The sequence below is a fragment of the Variovorax sp. MPBD4-3 genome (assembly GCF_058809745.1).
Genome location: NZ_JBXASW010000007.1, coordinates 55,920 through 75,953 on the forward strand (window position 1 = coordinate 55,920; position 20,034 = coordinate 75,953).

At 68.7% G+C, this 20,034-nt stretch carries 21 protein-coding genes; 9 read left to right on the forward strand and 12 right to left on the reverse strand.

Annotated features, from left to right (window positions below):
• Positions 1-7 precede the first annotated feature (7 nt).
• The 6 genes from AC1RVW_RS06145 to AC1RVW_RS06170 all read left to right on the forward strand — a co-directional run bounded on the left by AC1RVW_RS06145 (position 8) and on the right by AC1RVW_RS06170 (position 6,176).
• Positions 8-901 carry an ABC transporter permease gene (locus AC1RVW_RS06145; protein ID WP_493198823.1) on the forward strand — a complete coding sequence of 298 codons (894 nt, stop codon included), beginning with the start codon at positions 8-10 and terminating at the stop codon, positions 899-901.
• Positions 901-1,950: an ABC transporter ATP-binding protein gene (locus AC1RVW_RS06150; RefSeq protein ID WP_493198678.1), complete on the forward strand. Its 1,050-nt coding sequence runs from the start codon at positions 901-903 to the stop codon at positions 1,948-1,950. The genes AC1RVW_RS06145 and AC1RVW_RS06150 overlap by 1 nt, the downstream gene beginning before the upstream one ends.
• Positions 1,947-2,984: an ABC transporter ATP-binding protein gene (locus AC1RVW_RS06155; RefSeq protein ID WP_493198680.1), complete on the forward strand. Its 1,038-nt coding sequence runs from the start codon at positions 1,947-1,949 to the stop codon at positions 2,982-2,984. Before AC1RVW_RS06150 ends, AC1RVW_RS06155 begins: the two co-directional genes overlap by 4 nt.
• Positions 2,981-4,660: an amidohydrolase gene (locus AC1RVW_RS06160; protein ID WP_493198681.1), complete on the forward strand. Its 1,680-nt coding sequence runs from the start codon at positions 2,981-2,983 to the stop codon at positions 4,658-4,660. Before AC1RVW_RS06155 ends, AC1RVW_RS06160 begins: the two co-directional genes overlap by 4 nt.
• Positions 4,661-4,667: 7 nt before the next feature.
• Positions 4,668-5,645 carry a CobW family GTP-binding protein gene (locus AC1RVW_RS06165; protein ID WP_493198683.1) on the forward strand — a complete coding sequence of 326 codons (978 nt, stop codon included), beginning with the start codon at positions 4,668-4,670 and terminating at the stop codon, positions 5,643-5,645.
• 63 nt (positions 5,646-5,708) lie between these two features.
• A complete protein-coding gene (locus tag AC1RVW_RS06170) occupies positions 5,709-6,176 on the forward strand; it encodes a GNAT family N-acetyltransferase (protein WP_493198685.1) in 468 nt (155 codons plus the stop codon).
• Positions 6,177-6,188: 12 nt separating this feature from the next.
• On the opposite strand, the gene AC1RVW_RS06175 is transcribed toward AC1RVW_RS06170, so the two are convergent.
• A complete protein-coding gene (locus tag AC1RVW_RS06175) occupies positions 6,189-6,536 on the reverse strand; it encodes a hypothetical protein (RefSeq protein ID WP_409196651.1) in 348 nt (115 codons plus the stop codon).
• A 268-nt stretch (positions 6,537-6,804) separates the two neighbouring features.
• Here AC1RVW_RS06175 and AC1RVW_RS06180 point away from each other — a divergent pair, with 268 nt between their 5' ends.
• The gene (locus AC1RVW_RS06180; protein ID WP_493198687.1) at positions 6,805-8,004 is read left to right on the forward strand and encodes an amylo-alpha-1,6-glucosidase; all 1,200 of its coding nucleotides are present in this window, start codon (positions 6,805-6,807) and stop codon (positions 8,002-8,004) included.
• A gap of 94 nt (positions 8,005-8,098) precedes the next feature.
• Here the strand turns inward: AC1RVW_RS06180 and AC1RVW_RS06185 are convergent, their stop codons facing one another.
• The 8 genes from AC1RVW_RS06185 to AC1RVW_RS06220 all read right to left on the reverse strand — a co-directional run bounded on the left by AC1RVW_RS06185 (position 8,099) and on the right by AC1RVW_RS06220 (position 15,082).
• Entirely contained in the window at positions 8,099-8,257 is a 159-nt protein-coding gene (locus AC1RVW_RS06185; protein ID WP_409196653.1) for a hypothetical protein, read from the reverse strand.
• 84 nt (positions 8,258-8,341) lie between these two features.
• A complete protein-coding gene (locus tag AC1RVW_RS06190; RefSeq protein WP_493198689.1) occupies positions 8,342-8,998 on the reverse strand; it encodes a restriction endonuclease in 657 nt (218 codons plus the stop codon).
• Between the two features lie 57 nt (positions 8,999-9,055).
• Positions 9,056-9,985 (reverse strand): hypothetical protein, encoded by a 930-nt coding sequence (locus AC1RVW_RS06195; protein WP_493198691.1) that lies wholly within the window; start codon positions 9,983-9,985, stop codon positions 9,056-9,058.
• 147 nt (positions 9,986-10,132) lie between these two features.
• A complete protein-coding gene (locus tag AC1RVW_RS06200) occupies positions 10,133-10,384 on the reverse strand; it encodes a diguanylate cyclase domain-containing protein (RefSeq protein WP_493198693.1) in 252 nt (83 codons plus the stop codon).
• A 19-nt stretch (positions 10,385-10,403) separates the two neighbouring features.
• Positions 10,404-11,747: an adenylosuccinate synthetase gene (locus tag AC1RVW_RS06205; RefSeq protein ID WP_493198695.1), complete on the reverse strand. Its 1,344-nt coding sequence runs from the start codon at positions 11,745-11,747 to the stop codon at positions 10,404-10,406.
• A gap of 7 nt (positions 11,748-11,754) precedes the next feature.
• Complete coding sequence (locus AC1RVW_RS06210) at positions 11,755-12,735, reverse strand: hypothetical protein (protein ID WP_081267564.1); 981 nt, start codon at positions 12,733-12,735, stop codon at positions 11,755-11,757.
• A 36-nt stretch (positions 12,736-12,771) separates the two neighbouring features.
• Positions 12,772-13,758: a lipopolysaccharide kinase InaA family protein gene (locus AC1RVW_RS06215; RefSeq protein WP_493198697.1), complete on the reverse strand. Its 987-nt coding sequence runs from the start codon at positions 13,756-13,758 to the stop codon at positions 12,772-12,774.
• Between the two features lie 10 nt (positions 13,759-13,768).
• On the reverse strand, positions 13,769-15,082 hold the full coding sequence (locus AC1RVW_RS06220; RefSeq protein WP_081267562.1) for a hemolysin family protein: 1,314 nt from the start codon (positions 15,080-15,082) through the stop codon (positions 13,769-13,771).
• 23 nt (positions 15,083-15,105) lie between these two features.
• On the opposite strand from AC1RVW_RS06220, the gene AC1RVW_RS06225 reads away from it, so the two are divergent.
• Positions 15,106-15,951 carry a symmetrical bis(5'-nucleosyl)-tetraphosphatase gene (locus tag AC1RVW_RS06225; RefSeq protein ID WP_106938228.1) on the forward strand — a complete coding sequence of 282 codons (846 nt, stop codon included), beginning with the start codon at positions 15,106-15,108 and terminating at the stop codon, positions 15,949-15,951.
• Positions 15,952-15,975: 24 nt separating this feature from the next.
• Here the strand turns inward: AC1RVW_RS06225 and AC1RVW_RS06230 are convergent, their stop codons facing one another.
• Positions 15,976-16,689: a GNAT family N-acetyltransferase gene (locus AC1RVW_RS06230; RefSeq protein ID WP_493198700.1), complete on the reverse strand. Its 714-nt coding sequence runs from the start codon at positions 16,687-16,689 to the stop codon at positions 15,976-15,978.
• Positions 16,690-16,788: 99 nt separating this feature from the next.
• Here AC1RVW_RS06230 and pdxR point away from each other — a divergent pair, with 99 nt between their 5' ends.
• Positions 16,789-18,282, forward strand: a complete 1,494-nt coding sequence (pdxR, locus tag AC1RVW_RS06235; RefSeq protein ID WP_493198702.1) for a MocR-like pyridoxine biosynthesis transcription factor PdxR — start codon at positions 16,789-16,791, stop codon at positions 18,280-18,282.
• Here the strand turns inward: pdxR and AC1RVW_RS06240 are convergent.
• Entirely contained in the window at positions 18,279-19,193 is a 915-nt protein-coding gene (locus AC1RVW_RS06240; RefSeq protein ID WP_493198704.1) for a helix-turn-helix transcriptional regulator, read from the reverse strand. The two genes, pdxR and AC1RVW_RS06240, sit on opposite strands and share 4 nt — an antisense overlap.
• A gap of 77 nt (positions 19,194-19,270) precedes the next feature.
• Positions 19,271-19,975 carry a fumarylacetoacetate hydrolase family protein gene (locus tag AC1RVW_RS06245; protein WP_493198706.1) on the reverse strand — a complete coding sequence of 235 codons (705 nt, stop codon included), beginning with the start codon at positions 19,973-19,975 and terminating at the stop codon, positions 19,271-19,273.
• Positions 19,976-20,034 lie beyond the last annotated feature (59 nt).

Consider the following 20,034-nt stretch of genomic DNA (forward strand, 5'->3'; position numbering starts at 1 on the left):
CATCGCGATGCCTCCTGTTGCTTCCGCTTCCCAACCCGCCGCCAGGCCGCCAGTGCGCGTGGAACACCCCGGCATGGAGTCAATGCGCATGTTCCTGCGCAACCCCGCCGCCATTGCCGGCATGGCCATGTTGCTGATCGTGCTGGTGGTGGCCGTCGCCGGGCCGTGGCTCTACCCGGCCGACCCGTTCGAGATCAGGACCGCGCCGCTCACACCGCCGTTCAGCGAGGACGCCTGGCTCGGCAGCGACTACCTGGGCCGCGACGTGCTCATCGCGCTGATCTACGGCGGGCGCGCCACGCTGCTGGTGGGCGCGGTGGCCGCGCTGCTGTCGGTGCTGATCGGCATCACGCTCGGCGCCTTCGCCGGCTACTACGGCGGCAAGATCGATGCCGCGCTGATGAAGCTCACCGAGTTCTTCCAGGTGCTGCCCGCGCTGCTGTTCGCGATGGTGGTGGTCACGCTGTTCTCGCCCACGCTGGTGACGGTGACGCTGGCCATCGGCATCGTGAGCTGGACCGGCACGGCGCGGCTCACACGCGCCGAGTTCATGAAGTACCGCGGACTGGAGTTCGTGCGGGCCGAAAGGGCCATCGGCGCCGGCGACGCACGCATCATCTGGAAGGTGATTCTTCCCAACGCGCTGCCGCCGCTGGTGGTGTCGGCCACGCTGGCGATCGGCGCCGCCATCCTGTTCGAGGCGGGTCTTTCCTTCCTCGGATTGGGCGACCCCAACCAGATGAGCTGGGGGCTGATGATCGGCTCCAGCCGGCAGTATGTGCTGTCGTGCTGGTGGGCCGTGGCCTTTCCCGGCGCGGCGATCTTCATCACCGTGCTGGCCGTGAGCCTGATCGGCGACGGCCTGAACGACGCCCTCAACCCCAAGCTGAGGGAACGCTGATGGCCACGCAAGACGACGCACTGCTGCGCGTGCAGGACCTGCACGTCGAGTTCAAGACGCGGCGCGGCCAGGCGCTGGTGCTCAACGGGGTCGACTTCGAGATCCGCGCCGGCGAAACGCTGTGCGTGGTCGGCGAGTCGGGCTGCGGCAAGAGCATGACGGCGCTGGCACTGCTGCGGCTCATTCCTTCGCCGCCCGGACGCATCCGCAGCGGGCAGGTGCTGTTCCAGGGCGAAGACCTGGTGCAGGCCAGCGATGCCCGCATGCGCGAAGTGCGGGGCAACCGCATCTCGATGATCTTCCAGGAGCCCATGACCTCGCTGAACCCGGTGCTCAGCGTGGGCGACCAGATCGGCGAATCGCTGCGGCTGCACGCGGGCCTGAACGCGCACGCGGCGCGCGAGCGTGCCATCGAGATGCTGCGGCAGGTGGGCATTCCGGCGCCGGAGCGGCGCGTGGACGAGTACCCGCACCAGCTCTCCGGCGGCATGCGCCAGCGCGTGATGATCGCGATGGCGCTGGCCTGCCGGCCCGACATCCTCATTGCCGACGAGCCGACGACAGCGCTCGACGTGACGGTGCAGGCGCAGATCTTCGACCTGCTGCGCGAGCTGCAGCGCGACAAGGGCACGGCCATCATGCTCATCACCCACGACATGGGCGCGGTGGCCGAGATGGCCGACCGCGTGATGGTGATGTACGCCGGCCGCGTCATCGAACAGGGCACGACCGAACAGGTGCTGTCGGAGCCCGGCCACCCTTACACACGCGGGCTGATCGACTGCCTGCCGGAGCTGGGCAGCAGCGCGGCATACGGCGACGGCGCACGCGAGGACCTGGCCGAAATCGCGGGCGTGGTGCCGTCGATCTGGGAGCTGGGCACGGGCTGCGCCTTCCGCGAACGCTGCCCGCGCGCGCTGGCGCGCTGCGCGACGGAAGTGCCGCCCATGTTCGCGGTGCACGGCGACATCGCGCCCGGCATCCCGCACGGCGCGGCCTGCTGGCTGCATGCGCAGACCCTCGACCAGCGCCAACGGGAGGCCGCATGACATTCATCGGCAAGACCGACACGCTGCTTTCGGTCGATGACCTGAAGGTGCACTTTCCGCGCGGCAAGGCCGGCTGGGGCCGCGCGCCCGAAGTGGTGAAGGCGGTGGACGGCGTGTCCTTCGAGATCCGGCGCGGCACCACGCTCGCGGTGGTGGGCGAATCGGGTTCGGGCAAGACCACGACCGCGCTCGCGGTGATGCGGCTGTCGCCCGTCACTTCGGGGCGCATGCAGCTCGGCGACACCGACCTGGCCGCCCTGCGCGGCGAGGCGCTGCGGCAGGCGCGCACGCGCATGCAGATCATCTTCCAGGACCCGTTTTCATCGCTGAACCCGCGCGAGCGCGCGGGCGCCGCGGTGCGCGCGCCGCTGGACCTGATGCGGGTCGGCACGCCTGAAGAGCGCACGCGCCGCGTGGCGGAGCTGTTCGAGGCGGTCGGCCTGCGGCCCGAGCAGCAGCACCTGTTTCCGCACCAGTTCTCGGGCGGGCAGCGCCAGCGCATCAACATCGCGCGGGCGCTGGCCACCAACCCGGAACTGGTGGTGTGCGACGAGCCGGTGTCGGCGCTGGACATCGCGATCCGCGCGCAGATACTGAACCTGCTGTCGCGGCTGCAGCGCGAGCTGGGGCTGACCTACCTCTTCATCTCGCACGACATGGCGGTGGTGGAGCACATCTGCGACGACATCGCCGTGATGTACCTCGGCCAGATCGTCGAGCGCGCGCCGCGGCGCAGCTTCTTCGCGCGGCCGTTGCATCCGTACAGCGTGGCGCTGATGTCGGCGGTGCCCACGGTGAGCGGCGGGCGCCGGCGCGCGGCCCACCGCATCAAACTGAGCGGCGATCCGCCGAGCCCCATCAACCCGCCCGCCGGCTGCCGCTTCGCCGGGCGCTGCCCGGTGGCGGAGCCGGCCTGCGCGGCCGAGCTGCCGCCCTTGCGCGAAGTCGCGCCCGATCACTGGGTACGCTGCCGGCGTGTCGACGTCGTCGACGGCCTGCCGCACCCTCCTCTTTCGATTCCAGAGTCGCCATGAGCCAAGCAACGACAACCACCGTCTACCCCGCCCGCAAGATCATCACCATGAACCCGATGCAACCGCATGCCACCCACGTGGCGGTGCGCGACGGCCGCGTGCTGGCCGTCGGCTCGCTGGCGGACATGCAGGCATGGGGCACCTTCACGCTGGACGAGCGCTTCGCGGCCAAGGTGCTGATGCCCGGCCTCATCGAGGGCCACTGCCACCTCAAGGAAGGCAGCATGTGGGACTGGACGTACCTGGGCTGGTTCGACCGCCGGGACCCCAAAGGCAAGGTCTGGAGCGGCCTGCGCTCGATGGACGAGGTGGTCTCGCGCCTGGCGGAAGTCGCCGCGAAGATGACGGTGGACGGCGTGCCCGACACCGAACCGCTGGTTGCCTGGGGCTTCGACCCCATCTACTTCGGCGGAGAACGCATGACGGTGCATCACGTCGACCGCGCGAGCGCCACGCGGCCCATCGTCATCGGCCATGCCAACGGGCACCTGATGAACGTCAACAGTGCCATGCTGCGCATCGCCGAGATCACGCGCGACAACGAGGTCGAGGGCGTGGTCAAGTTCGCCGAGGGCGCGGACGAAGGCGAACCCACGGGCGAGCTGCAGGAGCCGGCCGCCATGTTCCTGGTGTTGCGCAAGATCGGCAACGCCGGCCTGCTCGCGCCGATGACCGAGGCCGGCGTGCGCTCGTTCGCCAGGCTGGCCTGCCTGCAGGGCGTGACCACCGCGACCGACCTGGTCAACAAGCTCACCGCGGACGACTGCGGCGTGCTCGAGAAAGTGACGCGCGACGAGGACTTTGCGGTGCGCATCCTGCCCGCATTCCAGGCCTTCCATGGCACGCACGGCGCCGCACAGGGCGCGGAACATGTGAAGTCGCTGGTGCCGCGCAACACCGACCGCCTGCGCTACGGCCTGGTGAAGATGATGCTGGACGGCTCGATCCAGGGCTTCTCCGCACGGCTGCGCTGGCCGGGGCATTTCAACGGCGCGCCCAACGGCATCTGGGTGACAGCGCCCGCGCAGTACGAGGCCGACTTCGAGACCTACCACCGCGCCGGACTCACCATCCACACGCACACCAACGGCGACGAGGCCAGCGAAGTGGCCATCGACGCCATCGGCCGCGTGCTCACGCGCGCGCCCCGCCCCGACCACCGCCACACGCTGCAGCACGGCCAGATGATCGACGCGCCGCTGTTCCGCCGCATGGCCTCGCTGGGCCTGTGTGCCAACCTGTTCGCCAACCACATCTGGTACTGGGGCGACCAGCACTATGAAATGACCATGGGCCCCGACCGCGCCAACCGCCTCGATGCCTGCGGCAGCGCGCTCGCCGCGGGTGTGCCGCTGGCCATCCACTCCGACGCGCCGGTCACGCCGCTGGGCCCGCTGTTCACCGCATGGTGCGCCGTGAACCGCATCACGCCCAAAGGCCGCCTGCTGGGCGAGGGCGAGCGCATCACCGTGCCGCAGGCGCTGCGCGCCATCACGCTCGGCGCGGCCTGGACGCTCAAGCTCGACGGCGAGATCGGCAGCATCGAATGCGGCAAGCGCGCCGACTTCTGCGTGCTGGAAGACGACCCGCTGGAGATGGACCCGATGGCGCTGAAGGACGCCCGCGTCTGGGGCACCGTGCTGTCGGGCCGCGTGTTCCAGGCGCAGCGGGGCTGAAGACCGCGTGACCGCATCGACAGACCCGAGACGGAAGCGCCTGCCGCTCACGGTCATTGGCGGCTTCCTGGGCGCGGGCAAGACCACGCTGCTCAACCGCTGGCTGCGCGAGGCGAATGGGCTGCGCCTGGCGGTGCTGGTGAACGACTTCGGCGCGCTCAACATCGACGCCGATCTCATCGCCGCCACGCACGGCGACACCACCGCGCTGACCAACGGCTGCGTGTGCTGCCAGATCGGCGACGACCTGGGGCGGGCGTTGGTGGAAGTGATCGAGGCCCGGACGCCGTTCGACGCGGTGGTGATCGAGGCCAGCGGCGTGTCGGACCCGTGGCGCATCGCGCAGATCGGCATGGCGGCGCCGGAGCTGAGCCTGGAGAGCGTCATCGTGCTGGTCGATGCGAGCGCGGCGGCACAGCAGTCTCGCGACCCGCTGCTGGCGGACACGCTGGCACGGCAGGTGAAGTCGGCCGACCTGGTGGTGGTGAACAAGGCGGACATCGCATCCGCCGATGCGCTGGCAGGCGCCCATGCCTGGGTCGCGGCGACCGCGCCAGGCACGCCGTGCATCCAGACCGTGGAGTCGGCCGTGCCGCTGGTGCTGCTGTCGGGGTTGCCGCATGCAACGCACACGCTGCCCCATGCCTGCGGGCCTGGCTGCCACGACCATCATCACGCGCACGGCGCGCCCGATCACGGCGGGCTGTTCCAGACGTGGAATGCACAGCCCGAAGCAGTGATTCCCGTCGCCAGGCTGCGTGCCTGGCTGCGCGACGTGCCGCCCGGCGTGCTGCGCCTGAAGGGCGTGCTGCGCACCGGCCAAGGGGACGCGGGCGATGAATGGTCGGAGGTGCAGTTCGCCGGACGCCACGGTACGCTGCGCAAGACCGCGCCACCGGCCGGCGAAGCGCGCGCGGGAGTCGTCGCCATCGGCCTGCGCGGCCAGTTGCCTGAAGAATTGCTCAAGGCTTTTTTCCTGCCCTGAGCCCAGTCATGTTTCAATCGCGGGCTTGTCCGTTTTCCACCAAGGCAAGGCAGCCGCAGCCTCATGACAAGCTCTTCTTCTCTCCTGATCCGTCCTCCCGTGGCGGAAGATCATTCGGCGTGGAAGCCACTGTGGGACGGCTACAACGCCTTCTACGGACGCGAGGGCCCCACGGCCCTGGCCGACGAGATCACGCAGGTGACGTGGCGGCGCTTCTTCGACGCCTACGAGCCGGTGCACGCGCTGGTCGCGGAGCGTGACGGCCAGCTCGTCGGCCTCACGCACTACCTGTTTCACCGCAGCACCACCCGCATCGAGCCGACCTGCTACCTGCAGGACCTGTTCACGCTGCCATCGGAGCGCGGCCGCGGCGTCGGGCGCCAGCTGATTCAAGGCGTGTATGAACGTGTGAAGCAGGCAGGCGGCCACCGGGTGTACTGGCAGACCCATGTGACGAACGCCGCAGGCCGCTCGCTGTACGACAAGGTCGCGTCGCACGACGGGTTCATCGTCTACGGCACGCTTGTCTGAGGCTGCTGCCGGTCAGTACTTGATGGTCACGCCGGCCTTCACGCCGTTGTTGGCCTTGCCGTCCGACGACACACCGCCGGTGAGCGACACATTGCCGCCGGTGCTCGCGCCGAGCGAATAGGTCGGCCGGGGGGTGGAGGTGTCGGTGCCGATGTAGGCGCCGCTGCCGTCGCGCCGCTCGACGCCCACGGTCGCACCGGTGGTGTAGGCCGAGGTTTCGGTGGGGTTGACGTTGGGCGCCACATACACGGTGCCCTTGTCGTCGTTGTCCACGGGCAGCTTCACGGGTTCGGCGGCAGCCAGGCCAGCCGCAAAGCAAACGGCCACGGCGAGGCCTGCAAGGATCGGTTTGCTCTTCATGCGCGCATGCTGGCCCATGCCTCGCGGCCAGTCTGTAGGACGAGAGGAAAGGCGCCGGCCGGAAAGGCCGGGGCTGCAGTCTCTCCTGGCGAATCCAGCAGGCGAACATACGCCGAAGCGCGTCCCTCCTGCAGGGCCAGCGGCAGCGATGCCCCCGAAATCCATAGCGCGAATGCAAACACTGCAATACTTGGCCCGCACACACTGTCGACGACCTGAACCTGTCCGCTTCTTCGTGACGTCAATGCCTTGAGCTAAAGAAAGCCCCATGACGACCACCCCCGCCCACAACCTCGACGCTCCCGCGCTCGCGCTCATCGACACCTGCGCACGGGCGTCCCTCGAACTGCTGCAGGACAACCTCACGCCGCACGGCATCCTGGCCGCCAGCCGCACCGAGGCCGCCGTGGCGCGGCGCTACACGCGCATCTTTGGCCGCGACGCCGCCATCTGCGTCATGGCCATGTGCGGCACCGGCGTACCGGCGCTGGAACAGGGCGCCGTGGCCAGCCTCGACGCGCTCGCTTCGCAACAGGCCCCGAACGGGCAGATTCCCAAGTACGTCGACCCCGAGGGCCAGGACGCCGACTTCTGGTACCTGGGCTGCATCGACGCCACCCTGTGGTGGCTCATTGCAGTGGACCACGTGCGCAGGCATGGCAACGTGGAAGCCACGCATTGGCAGGCCGAGGTGGAACGCGCGATCCACTGGCTGCTCGCGCAGGAGCACCAGCACTTCCGCCTGCTGCAGCAGAACGAGGCCAGCGACTGGGCCGACATCATGCCGCGCTCCGGCTATGTGCTCTACACCAACGCGCTGTGGTTCGACGTCAAGCGCCGTTTCGCGCTGCAGCATGCGGAAGAAACCCGGCACCACTTCAACCACCTGTTCAATCCGTTCCAGCGAGACCTGCCCGAGTACCACCGCGCGCGGTTGCTGCGCCACTACGCGCGGCGTGGCCGGCGCGATCCGGGCCTGTACCTGAGCTTCGTCAATCTGGCGGTCGTCGGGGATGAAGGCGACGTGTTCGGCAACGTGCTGGCCATTCAGAGCGGCCTGGCCGACGCCGCGATGGCGCAGCGCATCGTGCAGACCATCGAGGCGGCGAACGCATCGCAGCCTTACCCGGTGCGCGTGGTGCTGCATCCGCTGTCTCAGCAGCATGAGCTGTGGCGGGCATACATGGGCCGGCACCAGCAGAACATCGTGCACCAGTACCACAACGGAGGCATCTGGCCGTTCGTCGGCGGCTTCTGGGTGATGGCGCTGGCACGGCTGGGGCTGCATGAGCAGGCATGGACCGAACTCGCGCGGCTGGCACAGGCCAACGCGCAGGACGACTGGCGATTCACCGAGTGGTTTCACGGGCGCACGCTGGCGCCGATGGGAATGGCGGGACAGAGCTGGAATGCGGCCGCGTTCCTGCTGGCGCGGCGGGAGTTGCTGGGGGATGGGGTGGCCTGGTGAGGGGGCGCCGCTGACCTTCGAAAGGCTCCGATTCTTCAGCGAGGAAGTCTCCCGGCCAGACCGTCATGCGATCAGCGACGCAGCTTTCCACCACTTATCTATAGGGCAGGTCCGGCGCTGCAAGGACTTCGAGCAATGTCCCGACATCATCTATCGCAGGCGGGCGTTTGTTCACGCACCAGCCGTCGTAGTCATTGCCCGTTGCCACAAGACATTTGACGCGCACCACGGCATAAGGCGTCAGTTGATTCATGGGCTGTCACAGCTCAACGCAGGGCAGGCGGCAAAAAAATGCAGGTTGATTGCCGCGGCTCGCGGCAACCGCGGATAGCGGCAATCAGCGCTTGCCCGCCATTTGCATTCTGTTCATGCAGCGCAGCTTTGCGAAGTTGGCGCAACCCCAGAACGGGACTCCCCCGTCTTTGGGCTGGCGTTCCACCATCTTCACTCCGCACTTGACGCAGGTTGGTCGCCAGAACTCGCCATCGTAGGCAACCTTCAGAAGTGAAGCTTGTTGATCGGCTGTGCGTCGCGAAATCAGTTGCAGCAACCCCGCGCGGTCTTGTGCATTTATGCCATTGCTCCTAGCGAATTCCAGTGCGTCGGAGGTAAATGTCGAGCTGGTCGCAAATGTGCCGTATTGCAGATCGTTTGCCTTGAGAACTCCGAAAAATTCACGCATCTGTTGCACACCCACGGGCTTGCTTCTCCAGTGCTTGCATTGCACGATCATCGGTTTCGGGCTATTGGCCGAATAAAGCCAGATGTCGATTCCGCCGTCGGCCCCGTGTGACTGGCTTTCGGTACGAACGCCTGCTTGCGCGAATAGAGCTTCACATAAAGCCTCGAAGCGACGCCACTCGATGTCGTCGAATACTCCGGGCGACCACTTTGCCTGGGGCTCTGGCTTTGCTCCGCCTCTGCCAAGTACTTCAGTTATCGCCCGCTTCTCCTCTTCCGAATCAGCCTTGCTCCTACGCCAGAATCCAGTCATGTCGTGCCTCCTGGGAGACAAATGTAACTCTATGCCTCAGATCTTCAGAGGCTCGGCTCAAGCCGGCTCCAACAGCGCCTTGTGCGCCGAGATGCCCGCATCCACCTCGTTCTTGAAGAAGGCATAGCAGTACCAGCGGTAGGAGTCGGTGTTGTAGATGGTGGCGTTCTTGTGCGCGTCCGCCAGACGTTTCACCTGCTTCGAGCCGATGAAGTGGCCCTTCCCCGAGGCGGCCATCGCGCCGTGAGGGGTGTTGCCGGTGCACTGCGGGATGTTGGCGTCCGACCGCGGCGCATAGTGGGTGGCGTCGAGCAGTTGGCGATGCTGCTGGCATTCGCCGCAGACATCGGCGAGCCCGAGGTTGTGGCCCACCTCGTGGATCAGCACGCCGGCATGGAAGTGCCCGACCGCTCCGCGCGGAAATGCCGGGCCGATCGCCATGAGATAGCCGCCCCGGCCGCCCTTCAGGGCCGCGGCATCGCCCGCTTCGTTGCTCTTGTACAGAATCCAGCGCGGATCGCGCAGGTCGTCCATCATCTGGTCGATCTTGGCGCGCACATAGCTCGCGCGCGACGCGAACCCGGATTCGGCGTTGGCGTTGCCGGCGGCCGCCCCCGCCTTGCGGGTGGCGCTGCTGCCATGCCATGCACGCGAGCCGAAGATGCTTTCGTAGTGCGTCTTGCCTGGCCATGTGTGAAGGCCGACGTTGCGCTTCGCTTCCTCGAGCATCCGCAGCGCGATGTCGAGCCCGGCGCCCAGTTCGTTGACGCGCTCCTGGTCGAATCCGATGAAGCGCACATGGCGGTGATTGCCGGCGGCGGGGGTCAGCACCACTTTGTCGACCATCGCCTGGCATTCCTGGGCCGTCATGTCCAGGCCCAGGGCCTTGATGCCGCCGCCCTCGGCAAACTGGATCGCATGGCGGACCTTGCCCAGGACGAGGTCGACGGGAAACTTCTCACGGATGTATTCGGACAACTTCGGCATGTGCGCCACGTTGAAACTGGAGGCGGCGAGTTTGCGTCGAATGAATACTTTTCGCCTCCCATGAATTGGTCACGCGGCGGCAGCTTCTGCCCGTGCCGATTTCTCGCTCCCCCATGCCACCACCCGATTGCGGCCTTGCCGCTTGGCCTAGTAGAGCGCCTGATCTGCACGCATTCCATCGGTGTCTGGTAGCAGCACCGCGAATTCCTCGCCGCCCAATCGGGCGAACACGTCCGCCGATCGCAGCCTCGCCTGCACTCGCTTTGCAAAAGCCTGCAGCACCAGGTCGCCGCCATGATGGCCATGCAAATCATCGACCCGCTTGAATGATCCATGTCCGGCAGCAGCAGTGCCGCGATGGCGCTCAGACCGGCACCGACGACAAGTGGAATGTTCCACTCGCTCACGAAGGCTCTGATCAAGGAAGATGCTTGCGGTCGCGCACGGTCTCGCGCGTCGGGCCGAAAGCGCCGAAGCGCACGGGCAAGCCGCTCAGCGCCTCGGCATGCGCGACCCATGCGTGCGCCGTGGCGATGGGGTGCGCTTCGTAGATGGGTTCGGCGCCCTGCAGCAACCGCGTCAGGGCGTGCTGGTGGGCAAGGTCCCGCACACCGCCGGCCGGCAGCGCGGTGAGGCGGCCTGCGTCCTCCGTGCGGTAGCCGGCGCACCAGCGCAGTCCGGCACCATCGACGGCGTCGAGGTGGCTCACCACCAGTCCGTCGAGCGCGCCGACCGCGTCGAGCGCGTAGCGCAGCAGCACCGCATCGGGATGGCCCCTGCGGAACACGCCCTGCCAGCCTTCATCCGCGTTGTGCGGCTCGCGCAGGCGCGCGTCGAGCGCGCGGTCGTGCGTCGGCAGCGGGCCCGGGCCGTGCCGCGTGAGATAGCTGCGCAGCACGCCCAGGTGCTGCACCGGTGCGTCGATGCCCGCGTCGCGCAGCACGGCCTCGACCGCCGCCGCAGAGATCGTGCTCCACGTGGTGTGCGGATGGAAACCGCGCCACTCGTCGAGCAGCACGCCCTGCGCGCCTTCGAAGATCACGGTTCCGGCCCGCGCGAGGCGCTCGGCGATGCGGTCCGCGCTGGCGGGGGGCGATTGCGCCAGGCATGGCGCAACGGCATCGAGCCAGCGCCGTGCCAGCGATTCATCCTGCAGCACAGACAGTTCCTGCGCGGCGCCGGCATGCGAGAAGGCCGTGTGCGTGAATTCGCGAAGCAGCGTGGTGCGCGAGGCCTGCAGCTTTTCGAGCGCGCGGGCCGGGAACGGCAGGTCGCCGTAGCGCAAGGCCTCGTCCGGCGCGGCCAGCGCATGCCGAACGGTTTCACCGACCCCCACGCCGCAACTGCCGTGCGCATCCGACCCGCGCGCCCATTCACGCAGCCGCCCGGCCGCCTGGTGGAACGGCGTCGTCACGCGGCAACGCGCATCGACCAGCAGGCGCGAGAAGGCGTCGTTCACGCCCGCGCGCCGCAGCGCCTCTTCCTCGACACGCAGCGCCGTCGGGTGTACGACCACCGGGCTCGCCAGCAACGTGCCGACTCCCGCATGAAAGCTGCCGGCGCCGAACTGGGAGAAGGTGTGGTGGCGTCCGTCGGCCAGCACCACGTTGTGGCCCGCCTGCGCGCCGCCGTTGAACCGCACGACCGTGTGCGCCCCCAGCGCGCCGCTCAGATGATCGGTGAACAGCCCCTTGCCGCAGTCTCCGAAGCCGAGGCCGAGCAGCGAGACGTAGCGCGTGGCCGTGACTGCTGCGGCGCTCACCCTGCGGTCAGCCGAAGAGCCGCTTCCACCACGACGAGCGCGGGCCGGCCGCGGCGGTGGCCACGGCCGGTGGCGCGCGGCGCGATGCCGCCGGATCGAGCAGCGCGGCGTAGCCGTCGAGTGCGTGCAGCACGCCGCCCACGCGTTCCTTGGCCATGCCAGTGCCGCTCATGACGCCGGCCAGTGCCTCGAGGCTGGGCACGGCCTTTTCGGTGAGCGCGACAATGCCGGCGGCCACGGCGCAGGCGTCGTCGGGCGAATCCATGCAGATGACGTGATCGCCCAGCAGCTCGCGCCAGCGGCCTTCGCAGCGGCGGCGGCGCTGCGCATCGGGAATGAGGAAGAACAGGTTCGTGGTCTCGGCCGCTGCGGCAATGACCTCCTCGATGGGGATGTCCTCGTCGAGCTTCTCGCCGATCAGCCCTTCCACCTGATGGCGCGACACGGCGGGGTACGGCAGCTCGTCGCCGGTGACGAACAGATAGCCGCGCTTCTTGCGCTTGACCCAGCAGTCCATGTCGGTGTGCTGGGCCATGACATAGAAGGCCAGCTCGTAGCTCTCCTCGCCGGAGCCGCCCCCGCCGCCTTCGAGGTAGCTCCAGGTGAGCCACTGGTCCATGAGGTTGGCGGTCGATTCGAACTGCCCCACCTGCAGCGGCGCATGGTCCGAGGTGGCGTCGCCGATGGCCATGAACATGAGCTGGGGGTCGGCCACGCCGCAGTCGGTGAGCAGCTTCATGAAGGTGGGCAGCTCCTTGCGCGCCAGGGTCTGCGGGATGTCGCCCATGGAACCGGTGACGTCGAGCGCGAAGACGATGCCCAGCGAGTTGGGGTGGTCGGCGTTGTCGCGCGACTCGCGTACCTTGAGCCCCTGCGGGTTCATCAGCGGATGGGTGGAGCGCTGGGTGAAGACCTCGGCGCCGGGCTTGGCGGCGCGGTCGGCGATGAGTGCCGTGTGGGCGGCATGCGAGTAGTTTCCGTAGCCCATGTAGTGACTCCTTGATGCGAAAGGAAATTGAGGGGGTCAGGCGCCGCGGTGCGGCGCGGGATCGAAATGGACGAACTGCGGCGCACCGAAAGCTTCGCGCGAGGCCGCGGAGAGGGCTTGCTCGATGCCTTGCGCGCCGAGCCGTTCGCAGGCGTTGGCGTCTTCGCTGCACTGGCGCAGCAGCGCGGCGAGCGGCGCGGGAGTGTGCGCGCCGAAGCCCGGGGCGTCGGCCTCGTCACCCTCGCCGCCATGCAGCAGGGCACGCACGGCCCACGCGGCCTGCATGAGGTCTCGCGCGGCGGCGGCGGCATGGGCCGCGCCGGCGGCATGCTGTGCGCGCGACCAGCCGATGAGCAGCACGCCGTGGTCGCGCGGATGCACGAGCGCATGCGCAGGCGACAGGCCGCGATGCGTCCAGCCGGCGCCGTGCACGAAGGACAGCACCTCCAGCACGCGACGCCAGATCCACACGGCATGGCGCGGGTCGATGCCTTGCGGGTTGGCACGCGCCACGTCCTGCAGGCTGCCCCAGAAGCCGGTCGGATGGCGCAGCACCAGCGCCTGGCGGGCGCCGTCACCCAGCCCTTCGGCGACGCCCGTGCCCACCGGTTGCGGCAGCCGGCGCGTGAAGTAGGCGGCGCCCGGAACCGACAGGTCCTGCAAGGCCTGGAGCACCGAGGCTTCGCGCAGCAGCACGCCGTTGGCTGCGCTGTCGCGGGCCAATTTCATGGTCACGCGTTCGGGCAGCGCGCCCAGGCGCTCCGCCAGCAGCACCTCGCTGTGCTCCCCGGTGGCCAGCGGGGCCAGCACGCGGAAGCGCGTGCCGCGCCATGCGAGAACGCGCCCGCCGGGCACATCGGCGTTCGCCCTGCGCCATGCGGCGCGGAAACTCTCGCGCTCGACGATTTCCTCGCCGCGCACGATGGTGGCGCCGCAATAGCTGCAGTCGACGGTGCGCCAGCGGGCAGCCCGCGGCAGCGGCGCAGAGCATTGCGGACAGCTGAGAGCAAGCAGCGACAGCATGAGCCGCGCCCTACTCGGCCTCGGGCGCCACCGCCGGATCGGGCGATGCCAGCACGCGGTCGATACGGCGGCCTTCGAGCGCGACGATCTGGAAGCACCAGCCGGCGCAATCGATGTGCTCGCCGACCTCCGGCAGGTGGCCGGACACGGACATGAGCAGGCCGGCCACGGTGTTGTAGCGGCCCCGCTCTTCATCGGGCAGCTCGCGGATGCCAAGGCGCGCGCGCAATTCGGACACCGGCATGAGGCCGTCGAGCTCCCACACGCCGTCGGGCCGCTCGCGCGCCCATGCGTCGGTCTGCATGCCGGGCTGCAGTTCGCCGGTGATGGCTTCGAGCAGATCGCGCGGGGTCATGAGGCCCTGCACCACGCCGTATTCGTCGACCACGAACACCAGGCGCCCGGCGCGCTCGCGGAACTGCTCGAGCAGTTCCATGCCGGTGAGGGTCTCGGGCACGAACACCGCGGGCGTCGCTTCCTGGCCCAGCACGCCGGTGTGCGCGGCGCCCAGCCGCAGCAGGTGGGCCACGCTGATCACACCGACCACGTCGTCGAGCGAATTGCGGCACACCGGATACCAGGAATGCACGAGGTTGAGCGCAGCCGCGTCCGCCACCTTCTGCAGCGCCTGCCGCACGGTGAACGAGGCATCGAGCCATTCGATGTCGGCGCGCGGAATCATGAGCGACGACAGGCGCCTGTCATCGAGGTGAAACACATTGCGCACCATCTGGTGCTCATGCTGCTCGATGACGCCGGCGTCCACGCCCTCTTCGAGGCTGGCCGAGATTTCTTCCTCGGTCACCGAGCGGGCCGCATTGGCGTCGATGCGCAGCAGCCTCAGCGTGGCGGCCGTAGCGCCCGCCAGCAGCCACACGAATGGCTTGGCCGCCTTGGCCAGTCCGCGCATGGGGCGCGCCACGAAGCGCGCCACCGGCTCGGGGTAGAGCTGGCCGATGCGCTTGGGCACCAGCTCGCCGAAGATGATGGTGAAGAAGGTGATGCAGGTGACGACCACCGCGGTGGACACCACGCTGGCGGTGCCGGCGCCCATGCCGACCGATTCCATCCACACCGCGAGCGGCGCCGCGAAGGCCGCCTCGCCGACGATACCGCTCAGCATGCCGATGGAGGTGATGCCGATCTGCACCGTGGACAGGAACTGCGTCGGCGACTCCATCAGCTTGAGCGCCGCCTCGGCGCCGGCGTCTCCCGTTTCGGCCAAGGCCGCGAGGCGTGCGCGGCGGCTGGTGGAAAGGGCCATTTCGGACATTGCGAACGCCGCATTGAGCGTCGTCAGCAAGGCCAGCAGGAAGACATCCATGAACTGAGGGGGAGAATGAGGGAATGTCACTTTACTTGATTGGCGACCTGCAAGGCTGCGACGCCCCCCTCGGGCGGCTGCTGCAGAAGATCGATTTCTCCCCGAGCCGCGACACCATCGTGCTGCTCGGCGACCTGGTGAACCGGGGGCCCGACTCGCTCGCCGTGCTGCGCCGCGTGCAGGGCTACGGTGCCTCGGCGCTGAGCCTGCTGGGCAACCACGACCTGCACTTGCTGGGCGTGTCGCACGGTGCGCGCAAGGCCGGCCGCAAGGACACCCTGGCCGAACTGCTGGCCGCACCCGACAGCGAAGCGCTGCTCGACTGGGTGCGCCGCCAGCATATGGCGCTGCACATGCGCATCGGCGGCGGCGACCTGCTGATGGTGCATGCGGGCGTACTGCCGCAATGGACAGTGGGCGAAACGCTGGCGCTGGCCGCGGAGGTGGAATCGGTGCTGCGCGGCCCGGCGCTGGGCGAATTCCTGCTGTCGATGTACGGCAACGAGCCGGCGCAATGGCAAGACACGCTCACCGGCAGCGCCCGCCTGCGCGCCATCGTCAATGCGCTGACGCGGCTGCGCTTCTGCACGGCCGACGGCGTGATGGAGTTCGAGGCCAAGGACAGTGCCGCCACCGCGCCCGAAGGCTACATGCCGTGGTTCGACGTGCCCGGCCGCAAGACCGCCAGGGCAACGATCGCCTTCGGCCACTGGTCGACGCTGGGCTGGCTCTCGCGTCCCGATCTGCTCTCGACCGACACCGGCTGCGTGTGGGGCGGCTGCCTGAGCGCGGTGCGCATCGGCGCGACGCTGGACGAGCGCGAGTTGATCCAGGTCGATTGCGAGCAGTCGCAGAAGCCGGGCAAGTAGCGCCAGGCCTGCGCGTCCTGAACCTCAGGAAGGCAGCCGGAACCTGTCGAGCGACATGCGCTGGCGTCCCTGCGCGTCGAAGTTCCCGGGCGCAAGCCAGCGCTCGAACGCGGTGCGCAGCGCCGGCCATTCGCTGTCGATGATCGAGAACCAGGCCGTGTCGCGGCCGCGGCCCTTGTAGACCACCGCCTGGCGGAAACGGCCTTCGTACTGGAAGCCCAGCCGCAAGGCCGCGCGCTTCGAGGGTTCGTTGAAGTCGTCGCACTTCCATTCGTGGCGCCGATAGCCGAGTTCATCGAAGACGAGCTTCATCAGCAGGTACTGGGCCTCGGTGGCCATCGGCGTCTTCTTGAGCAACGGCGAGAAGTTGACCGTGCCGACCTCGATGGCGCCATTGGCGGGGTCGATGCGCATCAGCGCCAGCGAACCGACGGCACGGCCGCTTTGCCTGTCGATCACGGCGAAATGCATCGGGTCGGTGCTGCTGGCAATGCGCTCGACGTAGGCCCGGGTGGTGCCGACGTCGGCGGGGCGCTCGATGCCCAGGTAGGTCCAGTCGCGGCCGTCGGGCGCCAGCGCGTAGGCCGCGTGCAGGTCGTCGGCATGCCTGGCGGCATCGAGCGGCTCGAGCGTGCAGAAGCGGCCCTCGAGGGCGCGGCGCGGCGGCAGGGGACGTGGCGTCCAGCCGGGCAGTTCGGGGCCGATGGACTGGCCGAAGTCGTTGTGGCGGGCAAGCATGAGGCGTCTTTCGGAAAAAAACAGGAACGACCACCGGGTCGGGGTATGTAAAGTACCCGCATGCTGGCTCCAGCAAAAGCTCCACGTTCTTATCATTTCATGGTGCCACGGCCTTCTCTCTCACCTGCTGCCCTGCTGGACACCCCGCTCGCCAAGGGCCGCGAGGCGGGTTCGATGCAGCGCCAGCTGTACGACCGGCTCAAGCGCGCCATCCTCGACGGCAGCCTCGCACCCGGCAGCCGGCTGCCCGGCTCGCGCGCCCTGGCCGAGTCCCTCGCGATTTCGCGCAACACCGTTACCGCGACCTACGAGCACCTTGCCGCCGAAGGCTATGTGCAGCCCGACCGCCAGGGCACGCGCGTGATCGAGCTCTCCTCGCCGGCCCTGCCGCCCAGGCGCGCCGGCAAGGCAGGCGCCGTGCCGGGAACCGCCTTGCGCCTCTCGAAGATCAAGCCTGCCGTCTCGCGCGCCGACGCCGACATGGCGCTGCGGCCGGGCGTGCCCGCGCTGTCGCACTTTCCGGCGGCTGCATGGCGGCGCGCGCTCGACCGCGCGATCCGCGCCGCCGGCCCCGCGGCCCTGGGCTATGGGGACCCGCTGGGCGAGCCGCCGCTGCGCGCGGCCATCGCGCGGCACCTGTCGATCGCGCGCGGCGTGCGCTGCGAGCCGCACCAGGTGGTCATCTGCGAAGGCGCGCAGGAGGCCATCTCGCTGTGCGTGCGGCTGCTGTCGAACCCCGGCGAGACCGGCTGGGTCGAAGACCCCGGCTACCGCGGCGTGAAAGCCGCCATGCACGCGGGCGACATGCGCATCGTGCCGCTGCGGGTCGATTCCGAGGGCCTGTGCGTGAGCGAGCGCGACTGGGTGAGACACCCGCCCCGGCTGATCTACACCACGCCTTCGCACCAGTATCCCGGCGGCGCGGTGCTCGGCATCTCGCGCCGGCTCGCGCTGATTGCGCAGGCACGCGCGCACGGCGCCTGGATCATCGAGGACGACTACGACAGCGAGTTCCGCCATACCGGCGAACCCATCGGCGCGATGCAGGGGCTGGTGGAAGAGGCGCCCGTGCTCTACGTCGGCACCTTTAGCAAGACCATGTTCCCGTCGCTGCGGCTCGGCTTCCTGGTCGTGCCGACTCGACTGATGCCGGCCGTGCAGGCGTCCATGGAAGAAATGCTGCGCGGCGGCCATCGCCACGAGCAGCTGGCCATGGCCGACTTCATCGAGAGCGGACAGTTCAGCCGGCACCTCGGCCGCATGCGCCGGCTGTACCGCGACAGGCAACAGGCGCTGCGACTCGCGCTGCAAAGGCACCTGCAGGTGCCCCACGAGATCGAGGGCGGCTACTGCGGCCTGCATCTCACGGTGCGGCTGCCGGCACGCTTCGAAGACCGCAGGATCGCCGCCGAGGCGCTGCGGCACCGCATCGCGCCCTCCCCGCTGTCGGCCTTTGCCATGCAGCCGCAGCCTTCGGACAACGGGCTGGTGCTGGGGTATGGCAATACGCCGGCGGAATTGTTCGAACCGCTGGTCAAGCGGTTGTCGATGCTGGCGCGGGCGGCGGATGTCGCCGGCCAGACAGCCAGCTAGCGCGCGTTCACCACATGCGCACGCCGGAAACTGCGCGGCGTGACGCCCACCCACTGCCGGAAGCGCCGGTTGAAGTACGCCTCGTCCGCGAAGCCGCACTGGTGCGCGATCTCCCGCACCAGCAGCGAGGTGGACGACAGCAGTTCCTTCGCGCGCTCGATGCGCCGCTCGGTCACCAGGTCGGTGAAGGTGCGGTCGGTCTCCTTGCGCAGCAGGTTGGCCAGGTAGTTGGGCGACAGGAATGCCGCAGCGGCCGCATCGGTGAGCGAGAGAGGCTTGTCGAGGTTGTCGCGCACGTAGCGCACCACGCGCTGCAATGCGTCGTGCTGCGAGGTCTTGCCGTCATGTTGCAGCGAGAGCCGCATCAGCGCCTGCTCCTGCCGCATGCAGGCCAGCGCGATGATCTGCTGCACGATGCCGCGCATGGCGATCTTGGCGCCGAAGCTGCGGCCCGCGTTCAGCGCATGCAGCTCGTCGAGCCAGCCGCGGATGCGTGCGAAGTCGGCCTCATCGAAGGCGAAGTCGACGTACTCCTGGAACAAGAAGGGCGCGAGGTCGGGGTAGCGCGAGAGCGGCACGTCGTCGAGGTCGAGCGCATCGACGTCGAGCTCGGGCCACAGGAAGCGCTGGTCGAAGTTGACGATGCAGTACAGCGCCTCGGGCGGATGCGGAATCACGTGCACGCGGTACGGCAGCACGAAGCTCAGGTGGCGCGGTCCGAAGGGGCGCACCTCGCCGCCGATGGCCTGCCGCGAATGCCCTTCGATGCCGATCTGGATCTGGAAGTACGCATGCCGGTGCGGCAGCGTGAGTTCGTTGCGCGCGCCCTGGAAGCGGATGTCGAAGTCGAGGTGGTCGGCACGCTCGTGCATGCCGTAGGTGCGTACGGACGTGGGATGAGAGGGGCGCATCGGGGCTGGCGTGGCGGCAGGCTTCTGGCCGCGAGGGTACGCCAACTTCCAGCCCGGCGCGCGGGCCGCCTTCAGGCTCAGACGACCACGACCTCCAGCGCGCCGACGCCCGCCACGGTGCCGCGCATGCGGTCGCCGCGCTGCACGGCCGCCACGCCGGCGGGCGTGCCGGTGAAGATCAGGTCGCCGGGCTGCAGGGTGAACAGGGTCGACAGGTAGGCGATGGTGTCGGGCACGTTCCAGATCATGTCGCCCAGGTCGCCGACCTGGCGCTGGGCGCCGTTCACTTCGAGGCGGATCTCGCCCGCCGCGGGATGGCCGGCCCGGGCCACGGGCACCAGTTCGCCGCAGGGCGCGGAGCCGTCGAAGGCCTTGCCGGTGTCCCACGGGCGGCCCATTTTCTTGGCCTCGGACTGCAGGTCGCGGCGGGTCATGTCGAGGCCGACGGCATAGCCGTACACGTGGGCGAGCGCGTCCGAAGTGGCGATGTCCGATCCTCCGGTCTTGAGCGCGACCACCAGTTCGATCTCGTGGTGCACGTCCTTCGACAGCGTGGGGTAGGCGAACTCGCCGCCGTCCGCGACGATGGCGCTGGCCGGCTTCATGAAGAAGAACGGCGGCTCGCGGTCGGGGTTGTGGCCCATCTCGCGGGCATGTTCGGAGTAGTTGCGGCCCACGCAGAAGATGCGGTTGACCGGGAAGCGCGCGCGCTCGCCCTGGATGGGCAGCGAGTGGACGGGCGCGGGGGCGATGGCGTAGAGGGTGTCGGTGGCGGAAGTCATGCAACGACTCTATCCAGCGGCACCGCGCCTCCGGGGGACGCATCTACGCGAGTCTTGGA

Coding starts and splice junctions, on each gene's coding strand:
- AC1RVW_RS06145 (WP_493198823.1), top strand. CDS start 8: ATGCCTCCTGTTGCTTCCGCTTCCCAACCCGCCGCCAGGCCGCCAGTG.
- AC1RVW_RS06150 (WP_493198678.1), top strand. CDS start 901: ATGGCCACGCAAGACGACGCACTGCTGCGCGTGCAGGACCTGCACGTC.
- AC1RVW_RS06155 (WP_493198680.1), top strand. CDS start 1,947: ATGACATTCATCGGCAAGACCGACACGCTGCTTTCGGTCGATGACCTG.
- AC1RVW_RS06160 (WP_493198681.1), top strand. CDS start 2,981: ATGAGCCAAGCAACGACAACCACCGTCTACCCCGCCCGCAAGATCATC.
- AC1RVW_RS06170 (WP_493198685.1), top strand. CDS start 5,709: ATGACAAGCTCTTCTTCTCTCCTGATCCGTCCTCCCGTGGCGGAAGAT.
- AC1RVW_RS06175 (WP_409196651.1), bottom strand. CDS start 6,536: ATGAAGAGCAAACCGATCCTTGCAGGCCTCGCCGTGGCCGTTTGCTTT.
- AC1RVW_RS06180 (WP_493198687.1), top strand. CDS start 6,805: ATGACGACCACCCCCGCCCACAACCTCGACGCTCCCGCGCTCGCGCTC.
- AC1RVW_RS06185 (WP_409196653.1), bottom strand. CDS start 8,257: ATGAATCAACTGACGCCTTATGCCGTGGTGCGCGTCAAATGTCTTGTG.
- AC1RVW_RS06190 (WP_493198689.1), bottom strand. CDS start 8,998: ATGACTGGATTCTGGCGTAGGAGCAAGGCTGATTCGGAAGAGGAGAAG.
- AC1RVW_RS06195 (WP_493198691.1), bottom strand. CDS start 9,985: ATGCCGAAGTTGTCCGAATACATCCGTGAGAAGTTTCCCGTCGACCTC.
- AC1RVW_RS06210 (WP_081267564.1), bottom strand. CDS start 12,735: ATGGGCTACGGAAACTACTCGCATGCCGCCCACACGGCACTCATCGCC.
- AC1RVW_RS06215 (WP_493198697.1), bottom strand. CDS start 13,758: ATGCTGTCGCTGCTTGCTCTCAGCTGTCCGCAATGCTCTGCGCCGCTG.
- AC1RVW_RS06220 (WP_081267562.1), bottom strand. CDS start 15,082: ATGGATGTCTTCCTGCTGGCCTTGCTGACGACGCTCAATGCGGCGTTC.
- AC1RVW_RS06225 (WP_106938228.1), top strand. CDS start 15,106: ATGTCACTTTACTTGATTGGCGACCTGCAAGGCTGCGACGCCCCCCTC.
- AC1RVW_RS06230 (WP_493198700.1), bottom strand. CDS start 16,689: ATGCTTGCCCGCCACAACGACTTCGGCCAGTCCATCGGCCCCGAACTG.
- pdxR (WP_493198702.1), top strand. CDS start 16,789: ATGGTGCCACGGCCTTCTCTCTCACCTGCTGCCCTGCTGGACACCCCG.
- AC1RVW_RS06240 (WP_493198704.1), bottom strand. CDS start 19,193: ATGCGCCCCTCTCATCCCACGTCCGTACGCACCTACGGCATGCACGAG.
- AC1RVW_RS06245 (WP_493198706.1), bottom strand. CDS start 19,975: ATGACTTCCGCCACCGACACCCTCTACGCCATCGCCCCCGCGCCCGTC.